At 41.6% G+C, this 10,644-nt stretch carries 9 protein-coding genes; 8 read left to right on the top strand and 1 reads right to left on the bottom strand.

Annotated features, from left to right (window positions below; all coding sequences use genetic code 11):
* Positions 1–54: 54 nt before the first annotated feature.
* On the bottom strand, positions 55–1,215 hold the full coding sequence (locus H6B30_RS05360; protein ID WP_205108640.1) for a site-specific integrase: 1,161 nt from the start codon (positions 1,213–1,215) through the stop codon (positions 55–57).
* Positions 1,216–1,686: 471 nt separating this feature from the next.
* Between H6B30_RS05360 and H6B30_RS05355 the strand changes: the two genes are divergently transcribed.
* From H6B30_RS05355 to H6B30_RS05320, 8 genes are all read left to right on the top strand, one after another.
* Entirely contained in the window at positions 1,687–2,967 is a 1,281-nt protein-coding gene (locus tag H6B30_RS05355; protein ID WP_005795594.1) for a site-specific integrase, read from the top strand.
* Positions 2,968–3,033: 66 nt separating this feature from the next.
* Positions 3,034–4,326: a PDDEXK nuclease domain-containing protein gene (locus H6B30_RS05350; RefSeq protein WP_205108638.1), complete on the top strand. Its 1,293-nt coding sequence runs from the start codon at positions 3,034–3,036 to the stop codon at positions 4,324–4,326.
* A gap of 10 nt (positions 4,327–4,336) precedes the next feature.
* Complete coding sequence (locus H6B30_RS05345) at positions 4,337–5,356, top strand: hypothetical protein (protein ID WP_118047879.1); 1,020 nt, start codon at positions 4,337–4,339, stop codon at positions 5,354–5,356.
* 223 nt (positions 5,357–5,579) lie between these two features.
* Positions 5,580–5,888, top strand: coding sequence for a DUF3853 family protein (locus H6B30_RS05340; protein ID WP_007842330.1), 309 nt, complete (start codon positions 5,580–5,582; stop codon positions 5,886–5,888).
* Between the two features lie 14 nt (positions 5,889–5,902).
* Entirely contained in the window at positions 5,903–6,979 is a 1,077-nt protein-coding gene (locus H6B30_RS05335; RefSeq protein ID WP_032562674.1) for an AAA family ATPase, read from the top strand.
* Positions 6,980–7,193: 214 nt separating this feature from the next.
* The gene (locus H6B30_RS05330) at positions 7,194–8,153 is read left to right on the top strand and encodes a DUF8464 domain-containing protein (RefSeq protein ID WP_032562663.1); all 960 of its coding nucleotides are present in this window, start codon (positions 7,194–7,196) and stop codon (positions 8,151–8,153) included.
* A gap of 224 nt (positions 8,154–8,377) precedes the next feature.
* The gene (locus tag H6B30_RS05325) at positions 8,378–9,781 is read left to right on the top strand and encodes a hypothetical protein (protein WP_032562661.1); all 1,404 of its coding nucleotides are present in this window, start codon (positions 8,378–8,380) and stop codon (positions 9,779–9,781) included.
* An 88-nt stretch (positions 9,782–9,869) separates the two neighbouring features.
* The gene (locus H6B30_RS05320) at positions 9,870–10,223 is read left to right on the top strand and encodes a nuclear transport factor 2 family protein (protein WP_004308780.1); all 354 of its coding nucleotides are present in this window, start codon (positions 9,870–9,872) and stop codon (positions 10,221–10,223) included.
* Positions 10,224–10,644: the final 421 nt, after the last annotated feature.

The raw sequence follows: 10,644 nt of genomic DNA, 5'->3' as shown, positions 1-10,644 counted from the left end.
TGACGATAGGATTATATTGAACCCAATCCTAACTTCTTGCTACAGAAGTATTTATCAAGCGACCAATCTGGGCGCACGGGCATAAATTTGTGTTGTTTTTATATTTGCATGACCTAACATCTTTGATACCGATTCTACGGGCACCCCTTTGCTGAGCATCATTGTGGCGAACGTGTGTCTTGCGAGGTGATAGGTCAACCGTTTTCTTATTCCACATAAATCCGCGATTTCTTTCAAATACGCATTCATCTTCTGATTAGAAAGAATGGGCAGTAATTTCCCGTCATTTGTTTTGCCTTTGTACTTGTTGATAATCATTAAAGGAATGTCCAGCAATAAAATATTGCTTTCGACATGGGTTTTCTGCCTCCTTGTCATTATCCATTTCTTCCCGTCAAGAGTTACAATGTTGTCTTGGGTCAGATTTGCCACATCTATGTATGCAAGCCCACAGAAACACGAAAATATGAATATATCACGGACGGATTCCAAACGTGGAGTGGAAAACTCTTTTTCCATGATTCTTGTAATTTCATCGTCTGTGAGGAAACCCCTGTCAACGGATTCGAGATGGAAACGATGCTGGGCGAATGGATCGTGCGTCAATACGCCGCACTTTTGTGCAAATATGACTACGGTCTTAAAAAACTTCAATGTCTTGGTTGCACTATTGGGCTTAAGACTGACCACTGTGCGCAGGTAAATATCAAAGTCATGAATGATTACATGGGTCAATTCAGACGGCATTATATCCTTGCGACCATATTTCAGTTTCAAGAAATTCTCAAAGTGTTTTCCAGCCGCAGAATATTTGTGATATGTGGCCAGCGTTTTTCCTTTACCAATTTGAGCCTTGATGTCCTCAAGGTACTTGCCGTAGAAATCGAGGAAAGTTGTACATTCCTTGTTCTTGCCAAGATAAATGCTCTTTATTTTATCAAGGGTAAGATCCTTGTCAAACTGGTGCTTTAGGAAGATATTCCGCAAATCTGATGAAATGTTGTCAATTTGGGCATTGGTGTTCAAGACCTCGGAAGTACGTCCTTTAAGGCGATTTGTTTCGTTTGACCATTTTGTCTTGTCAACGTTGATTCCTGCAGACCCGACAGTAAGCATTTTTCCATTAAGATAAATCCGTATCATCAACGGTGATTTACCTTCCTTGTTTACGTAATTTGTGCGTATATAATACGATACCTTAAAAATAAGTCTCATAATAACACGTTATTTGTGTAGCACTTTGGCCACAAAGTTAAACATAAATATCTGATATTAAGCGACTTACAAGGCGTCAATATGGGCTTCAAAAGTACGTCTCTGCTACATTTTTTTGGCGGTTGGTCTTCCTGTAGCAGGAAATGTAGCAGGAAATGACCGAAATGTGACTGCCAACCGATGCATTTATACCGTCAAGATTTGGCGTATATACATGAAAAAAGCACCGTAATCACTTGATTTACGGTGCTTTATAAGCTTTTCGACCCCTTATTTGAATGTCTCCGTTCGGAGCCTTGGCGGAGAGAGAGGCTCTCGAACCTACATATTCAAGAAATATCATAAAATTGCAAATCATTAATAATCAAGCACTATTTGGAGTACATAGTAAATCTAAATCTTTCTGAATATCTTTTGCTATTCCAAATATTGGGTGTATATTTGGGTGTAGAATTTCAAACACACCCAATTATGAATATCAAACGAAACATCATTTTTGCATTGGAAAGCCGGAAGAAGAACGGTGTGCCAATCGTGGAGAACGTGCCTATCCGTATGCGTGTCATATACGCAAGTCAGCGTATTGAGTTTACAACGGGTTACCGCATTGATGTAGCCAAGTGGGATGCTGACAAGCAGCGAGTGAAGAACGGGTGTACCAACAAACTAAAGCAAAGTGCATCTGAAATCAATGCCGATCTGCTGAAATACTATACCGAAATTCAAAACGTGTTCAAGGAATTTGAGGTACAGGAAGCCATGCCCACTACCCAACAGCTAAAGGACGCATTCAACCTGCGGATGAAAGATACAAGTGAAGACCAGGAAGACGTAAAGATAAGTTTTTGGGAGGTATTCGATGAATTTGTAAAAGAATGCGGCAACCAGAATAACTGGACTGAATCCACATACGAAAAGTTTGCAGCCGTTAAAAATCACCTCAAGGAGTTCAAGGAAGATTTAACCTTTGAATATTTCAATGAATTCGGACTGAACGAATATGTCAATTTCCTGCGCGACAAAAAGGATATGAGGAACAGTACCATCGGTAAACAAATGGGATTCCTCAAATGGTTCCTGCGGTGGAGCTTCAAGAAAGACTATCACCAGAATATAGCATACGATACGTTCAAACCGAAATTGAAAACCACCCCCAAGAAGGTAATCTTCCTGACATGGGAAGAACTGAACAGACTTAAAGACTATCAGATACCCAAAGACAAACAGTATCTGGAACGTGTCCGGGATGTTTTCCTGTTCTGTTGCTTTACCAGTCTGCGTTATTCAGATGTTCGCAACCTAAAGAGAAGTGATGTCAAGTCCGACCATATAGAAGTCACCACCGTTAAAACGGCAGATAGTCTGAGTATTGAACTGAACAAGTACAGTAAAGCCATACTTGAAAAATACAAGGACATCCATTTTGAAAACCACATGGTATTGCCTGTTATCAGCAATCAGAAAATGAATGATTATCTGAAAGAACTGGGAGAACTGGCAGAAATTAACGAACCTATACGTGAAACCTACTATAAAGGGAATGAGCGCATAGATGAAGTTACCCCGAAATACGCATTGCTCAGTACTCATGCAGGAAGAAGAACATTCATCTGTAATGCGCTGGCTCTAGGTATTCCGGCACAGGTTGTAATGAAATGGACAGGACACAGTGATTATAAAGCCATGAAGCCCTACATTGACATAGCCGATGATATTAAGGCTAATGCAATGAACAAGTTTAACCAACTATAAAAGTATCAGTCTGTTTCACAGATTATCCATTATTAGAGTTATCTTTGTTAAGCAATAGTTAGTAATATGGAAAATAACAACGAACATAATATAAAGAAAGGTCATTTTGATGCCTTTGTCCATGCTGTCGGTGCGGAAATAGAACAGGCACAAGTCCGGCTCATTACCGCAGCCAATGCCCAGATGTTGTTCCATTACTGGAAAATGGGCAATTATATACTGTACCACCAAAACCTGCATGGCTGGGGTGGTAAAATTATCAAGAAGTTGGCACAGGCAATCAGATTCAATTATCCTGAAAAGAAGGGATATTCGGAGCGTAATCTTACTTATATGTGCCAGTTTGCCCGTTTATATCCGTTAAATGTACTTCGTAGTTTTATTGAAACAGATTCAATACTATCAGTCCCTAATATTCAAAACATTACTAATGAAGTCCTTAAACTCAACAGCGGGCAATTTACGCAGGAGCTTACTGCGCAAATACAATCAGCTGATAATCAATCTTTAGAAATTACGCAGGAGGTTCCTGCGCAATTTCAGAATGTAGAAAAAACAGTAGCAACCATCTATAAAATAAAAATAGAGGATATAGAAGATTTATTCTTGGCGTCACCGATTGCAAGAATAAATTGGGCAAGCCATATGGTCATACTCAATAATCCGCTACCATTAGGTGTAAGGTATTGGTATATGAAACAATCTGTAGAAATGGGTTGGAGCAGTAATGTGCTGAAAATGCAGATTGAAAGTAATCTGTATGACAGACAAATCAAGAGTAACAAGGTAAACAACTTCACTGCCACACTTCCGGCACCTCAAAGCGATCTTGCCAATTATCTGTTAAAAGACCCGTATATCTTTGACTTGGCAGGAGCAAAGGAAAAGGCTGACGAAAGGGATATAGAAGAACAGCTGGTAAAGCATGTAACCCGTTACTTGCTGGAAATGGGTAACGGCTTTGCTTTCGTTGCCAGACAGAAACATTTCCAGATTGGGGACAGTGACTTTTTCGCCGACCTGATCCTATATAATATCAAGCTCCACGCCTATGTCGTCGTGGAATTGAAAGCAACGCCATTCAAACCGGAATATGCAGGGCAGTTAAATTTCTATATCAATGTTGTAGATGATAAACTGAGGGGAGAAAATGATAACAAGACCATCGGTCTTTTGCTGTGCAGGGGTAAGGATGAGGTCGTGGCACAATATGCCTTGGCTGGATATGACCAGCCGATAGGCATCAGCGATTACCAACTGAGCAAGGCAGTACCCGAAAATCTGAAATCTGCCCTACCGAGTATAGAAGAAATGGAAGAAGAACTGACCTTATTCCTTGACAAGGACAAGAACCCATAATATAAAGTATATGGCAGGAAAGATACAGACGATGATTCCCCAATATGGAGAACTCAACAGAATATACAGAGACTATATAGATAATTACGCTTTTTCTTTTGACAGGCAGAAATTCATATCGGATTTCTATCAGGAGTATAATGACATGAAATCTTTTGAAGCCGCTATCCTTGAACTGGTGCTTGACAAGCAAAAAGAGCAATACACCTTGATACTCAACAGCCTGAAAACTGAAATAGAAAAGAGCATACAGGCTTATGAGATACGCCCGTTAAGTGACAGAGCCATAGAACGTGCTTGCTATCAGCACATGGAAAGGTATTCTCAGGAAATTGAAGCCCAGCTGGATGTTACAAGAAGTCTGAGCAAGCCGCTGAATGAAGCCAACAACAGGTATGATTCCATTGGTTACAGGGAGCATACAGCCGAAGAGGAAAAACAGGCAGAGAAAGAATATGAACGCTGCAAGGCTGAATATGACAGGGAAAAAGCCAAACTGAACAAACTCTATGACCAGCAAAAGGCTACAAGAACAGAGGCATTCCAATATATGAAGAACTGTTGTGCGGACATATACCGTCAAAGCTGCCTTTTTCTGGATATATTGAAGAAATACATTCCTGACGGAAAGCAAGAGAATAAATCAAGCGAGCCAATCAGTCAGCAGGAAACGACAGAAGAACAACAGGAATATTTCAGCATGAAATTACTTTCGCTCATTCATGAGGTGTGCGAAGGAGAGCAGTTCGAAGAAATTTCCGCACCAGATTTCTATGCCAATATGAATCTTCACCCCTGCAACTGTAAGCTGAAAATAAAACCGAGAGAGAAAATACGTGTATGCTATCTGATATTCCTGATGAGCGAGAAACTCTCCAAACAGGACAGGGACAAATGGAAAGACAGAATACTGAAACTGCTGGATATTGACGACAGCTACTACAAATCCAAGTACAAGGAGCCTGTTTCAGATTTCCCCAGTGACAACAACCAAAATTTCGCCAAGGAAATGGAACATATATTCAGATAATCCGTGATATATCCTGATACTTTACGAAAGTTCCACTTTTACCACTCAAAATAATTTTTGAGTGGTATTTTTGTTTTCTGATATTCAATAAGATACAATGATATTCAGTTTGTACCGTCCCCATCCTTACCACTCATAACCCTACCTAATTTTGCATCGTTCGAGAACAGAAATAACAGCCAGTGCGCAGGGCTGATTGTTTAACGACTAAATAGATTGGACGATGACAAATATCCAAGAATTATTATCAAAACCCGTCTGGCAAATGACAGGCGAAGAATTCATATTCCTGAGTAAGCACGCTTCAGGTCAGGCCGAAGCATTGCCGCAACCAGTTACAGACACGGAAAAGAAGTATGTGTACGGAATACTCGGTATAGCCAAACTGTTCGGGTGCAGTCTGCCCACTGCCAACCGCATAAAGAAAAGCGGTAAGATAGACAAGGCGATTACCCAGATAGGGCGCAAGATTATCGTAGATGCGGAATTGGCTCTTGAGCTTGCCGGGAAGAAAACAGGAGGACGGAAATAATGGGAGGTATGCTTATGGACTATATGAAAGAAATAAAGGAGATTTCGGCAGAACAGGCAATAATCCTTTGGCAAGCCTCACGCCTGAGCCTGTCGAAAATCTACGAAAAAGCACCTGAGATTCTAAAAGTGCAAGGTTCGGTCATTGGTACACTGGGCAATTTCAGTGCATCCATCGGCAAAGCCAAGAGTAAAAAGACTTTCAATGTATCGGCTATCGTAGCCGCCGCATTGAAAAACGGTACGGTACTGCGGTATGTTGCGGAACTACCGGAAGAAAAAAGGAAGATTCTTTATGTGGACACAGAACAAAGCCATTATCACTGTCTGAAAGTCATGAAACGTATTTTACGGCTTGCTGGTCTTCCTGATGACAGGGATAATGAACATCTGGAGTTTCTCGCTTTGAGGAAATACACGCCCGAACAGCGTATCAGGATTGTCGAACAGGCTATCTATAATACACCGGACATAGGGCTTGTAATCATAGACGGCATCCGTGATATGGTATATGACATCAACAGTCCCGGAGAATCGACACGCATTATTTCCAAACTGATGCAGTGGACGGATGACAGGCAGATACACATCCATACGATACTCCACCAGAACAAAGGCGATGAAAACGCAAGGGGGCATATCGGTACGGAACTGAACAACAAGGCGGAAACCGTGCTTCTAGTGGAAAAGGACAAAAGCAACGGGGATATAAGCAATGTTTCAGCCATGCACATCCGTGCAATGGATTTCGAGCCTTTCGCTTTCCGTATCAACGACAATGCATTGCCTGAACTCATAGAGGGGTACAGACCCGAAGCGAAGAAACCCGGAAGACCGGAAGAGGAAAAGTTCGACCCTTACAGACATATTACCGAACAGCAGCACCGTATAGCACTGGAAGCGGCTTTCGGGCTGAAAGAGGAATACGGCTATAAGGATTTGGAAACCGCCTTAATCAAGGCATATATGTCGGTAGGTGTAAAACTGAACCATCAAAAGGCGGTATCACTTATCACCATGCTCCGGAACAAACGGATGATAGTACAGGAGAACGGCAGGAAATACACGTTCAAGCCGGACTTTCACTATTAGACCGTCTAACTTGTAATCACTTCACTTTATTCGGCAGGTCTATATATTAAGGATAAAGCGAAGCGGTTGCAGAGAATGTAAAACCGCTTCACTTTATTACCGTATCCTATATATACGAAAATAAAGTGAAGTGATTATACAGACCGTACTTCATAAAAAGGTACGGGCGAAAAGAAAAATAAACCAATTCAACCATTATTAAAGCAATCATTTTATGGACATACAGACAGCAAAACAAATCAAAATAGCGGATTTTCTGCACAGTTTGGGATATTCACCCGTCAAACAGCAGGGTATCAACCTGTGGTATAAATCCCCGTTACGGGAAGAGACAGAGCCCTCGTTCAAAGTAAATACCGAGCGCAACCAATGGTATGATTTTGCAATTGGTAAAGGTGGAAATATCATTGCACTGGCACAGGAACTTTACTGTTCCGACTATGTGCCTTATCTTCTACAGAAAATCGAGGAACAGACACCACACATACATCCCGTGTCTTTCTCTTTTGGCAAGCAATCATTTTCCGAACCGAGTTTTCAGCAATTGGACATTGTGCTGCTGGCTTCTCCTTCCCTGCTTGCCTACCTACAGGAAAGAGGGATAAACACGGCACTGGCGAAAAGAGAATGTAAGGAAGCCCGTTTCACCCACAACGGCAAACGGTATTTTGCCATTGCTTTTCCGAACATATCGGGCGGATATGAAATCCGCAACCGATATTTCAAGGGATGTATCGCACCAAAAGAAATATCCCATATCAGACAGTCAGGAAAGCCAAGGAGTACATGTTACGTTTTTGAGGGATTTATGGATTACCTTTCCTTTCTTACCTTAAGGCTGGAAAGCTGTCCGCAATCACCCGACTTCGACAGACAGGATTACATAGTTCTTAATTCCGTAGCCAATGTTCCCAAGGCACTCTATCCGTTAGGAAGCTATGAGCGCATCCACTGTTTCTTTGACAATGACCGTGCAGGAATGGAAGCAATACAGCAAATCCGAAAGGAGTATGATGCTACCCGGTATATACGTGACGCCTCGCAAATCTACAGTGGATGTAAAGATCTGAACGAATATTTACAGAAACGAATAGCCGATAGGAAAGAGCAAGCGCAATCTGTCAAAAAGAGGAATGATACGCTATCCAAGAAACCGAAAGGCTTCCGGTTATAGCCCACTATAACTACACGCTTCGCTTACGTAGTTGTGGGCTCTCCCGAGGGGATTAGGGCTTTGCCCTAATAACCCACTCAGGGCGTTTCTCCCCTGAGAACCCCGAGCAAAGAGTGACCCTCTCTTTGCAATCTCCGCTTATGGGTTACACCCCTAAGAACCCTGTGCGGCTATGAGCGGACAACAGAATATTTTATCAACAATCCGAATCAAAATTTAAGAATATGGCAACAAAGTCAAGCATACATATCAAGCCCTGCAGAGTTACATCAAGCGGGGCTCATAACCGGAGAACTGCCGAGTATATGCGCAATATCGGCGAGTCCAGAATCTACATTGTGCCCGAACTGACTTCCAATAACGAGCAGTGGATAAATCCCGACTTCGGCACTCCCGAACTGCGAACTCATTATGACAATATCAAGCAAATGGTCAAGGAAAAGACCGGACGTGCCATGCAGGAAAAGGAAAGGGAACGCAAGGGAAAGAATGGAAAGATTATCAAGGTGGCGGGATGCTCACCCATCCGTGAAGGAGTATTGCTTATCAGACCGGACACCACACTGGCTGATGTACGCAAATTCGGTGAAGAGTGCCAAAGACGCTGGGGCATCACTCCGCTACAGATTTTCCTGCATAAAGACGAAGGGCATTGGCTGAACGGTCAGCCGGAAGCAGAAGACAAGGAGAGCTTCCAAGTCGGTAACAGATGGTTCAAACCAAATTATCATGCTCATGTCGTATTCGACTGGATGAACCATGAAACTGGAAAGAGCCGAAAGCTCAATGACGAGGATATGGCAATCATGCAGACCCTTGCTTCCGATATTCTCCTGATGGAACGTGGACAGGCAAAAGCTGTCACAGGTAAAGAGCATCTGGAACGAAATGATTTCATCATTGAGAAGCAGAAAGCCGAACTGCAACGTATAGAGGAAACCAAGCGACACAAGGAACAACAAGTAAGCCTTGCCGAACAGGAACTCAAACAGGTAAAAGCAGAGATACGCACGGACAAACTAAAGAAAACAGCCACCAATGCTGCTACCGCCATAGCAAGCGGTGTAGGTTCTCTTTTCGGAAGCGGTAAGCTGAAAGAACTGGAACATCACATCGAGCAGCTACATCAGGAAATTACCAAACGGGACAAAGCTACTGATGAATTAAAAATTCAGATACAACAAATACAGGAACAGCATAGCAGACAAATTCGTAATCTTCAAAGAATACATAATCAAGAACTTGAAGCCAAAGACAAGGAAATATCACGATTGAGCACCTTGCTTGAAAAAGCCCACAAATGGTTTCCCATGTTCAAAGAGATGTTGAGAATGGAAAAATTATGCGCTGTTATCGGGTTTACCAAAGACATGATAGAAAACCTCTTGACAAAGAAAGAATCCATACAATGTAGTGGCAAAATTTATTCCGAAGAACACAGGTGGAAATTTGACATCAAGAATGATATTTTTAGGGTTGAGAAACATCCGATGGATAGTGGTAAGCTTATGCTGACCATAAACCGACAACCCATAGTACAATGGTTTAAGGAACAATGGGAAAAGTTACAGCAGAATCTACGTAACTCGGTGCAGAGAGAGCAAAAATCCAGAGGATTTAGAATATAGAATAGCCTATTATTAATAAAATCAAGTATCTATGCATCCAAACAGATTGTTTTTATTACAGAATCAAAATCCTAAGAATTTATAAAAAATGAAGCCTAAAGAAGTTTTGGAAAAATGGATAGATTGCTTTAACAAAGCAGATGCTTATCATATAGCAGAGCTGTATGCTACTAATGCAGTAAATCATCAAGTCGCAAACGAACCAATAATAGGTAAAGAATCAATCTACAAAATGTTTGTGAATGAATTTGCCACTGCTAAAATGGTTTGTATGGTGGAAAATATTTTTGAAGATGGCGAATGGGCTATCATGGAATGGAAAGACTCTCTTGGACTTCGTGGATGCGGATTTTTTCATGTAAAAGATAACAAAATCGTCTTTCAAAGAGGGTATTGGGATAAACTTTCATTCTTGAAGCAACACAATCTTCCAATTGAATAAGTACTATCAGAATACGGACTGGGAAATTGAAATACCCAGTCCGAGTTATATAATGAATTTTACTTGTTAAACTATTTAAAGTCAGTTGGATAACAAACCATACCTTTCACATTCTCAGTAGCTCCAGGTATTAATTCAGCCACCATGCAATATTCATGAGAGACTTCGAAAGGAAATTCAATTCCTAAATCGATAGCCTTGCGATAGCCAAATCGAGGATAATACTCTTTATGCCCCAATACGACTGCTGTGCCGTAACCCAAAAGTGCTGCCCTCTGATGGGCTTACTGAATCAACATCCCCCCCCAATTCCCTTACGCTGGAATTCCGGCAAGACTGCCAATGGAGCTACACTCAGGGATGTGACAGACTGGGTGTCACTGTCTATCTTTACTTCTGTAAGTAAGATATACCAGACAAT

This window comes from Marseilla massiliensis, from assembly GCF_016899955.1.
GTDB classification, from domain to species: domain Bacteria; phylum Bacteroidota; class Bacteroidia; order Bacteroidales; family Bacteroidaceae; genus Prevotella; species Prevotella intestinigallinarum.
Note: the sequence above shows the minus strand (reverse complement) of the source record. Positions and strands in the feature narration are given on the sequence as shown.

Coding starts and splice junctions, on each gene's coding strand:
- H6B30_RS05340 (WP_007842330.1), top strand. CDS start 5,580: ATGACAAATATCCAAGAATTATTATCAAAACCCGTCTGGCAAATGACA.
- H6B30_RS05325 (WP_032562661.1), top strand. CDS start 8,378: ATGGCAACAAAGTCAAGCATACATATCAAGCCCTGCAGAGTTACATCA.
- H6B30_RS05350 (WP_205108638.1), top strand. CDS start 3,034: ATGGAAAATAACAACGAACATAATATAAAGAAAGGTCATTTTGATGCC.
- H6B30_RS05335 (WP_032562674.1), top strand. CDS start 5,903: ATGGACTATATGAAAGAAATAAAGGAGATTTCGGCAGAACAGGCAATA.
- H6B30_RS05345 (WP_118047879.1), top strand. CDS start 4,337: ATGGCAGGAAAGATACAGACGATGATTCCCCAATATGGAGAACTCAAC.
- H6B30_RS05355 (WP_005795594.1), top strand. CDS start 1,687: ATGAATATCAAACGAAACATCATTTTTGCATTGGAAAGCCGGAAGAAG.
- H6B30_RS05360 (WP_205108640.1), bottom strand. CDS start 1,215: ATGAGACTTATTTTTAAGGTATCGTATTATATACGCACAAATTACGTA.
- H6B30_RS05330 (WP_032562663.1), top strand. CDS start 7,194: ATGGACATACAGACAGCAAAACAAATCAAAATAGCGGATTTTCTGCAC.
- H6B30_RS05320 (WP_004308780.1), top strand. CDS start 9,870: ATGAAGCCTAAAGAAGTTTTGGAAAAATGGATAGATTGCTTTAACAAA.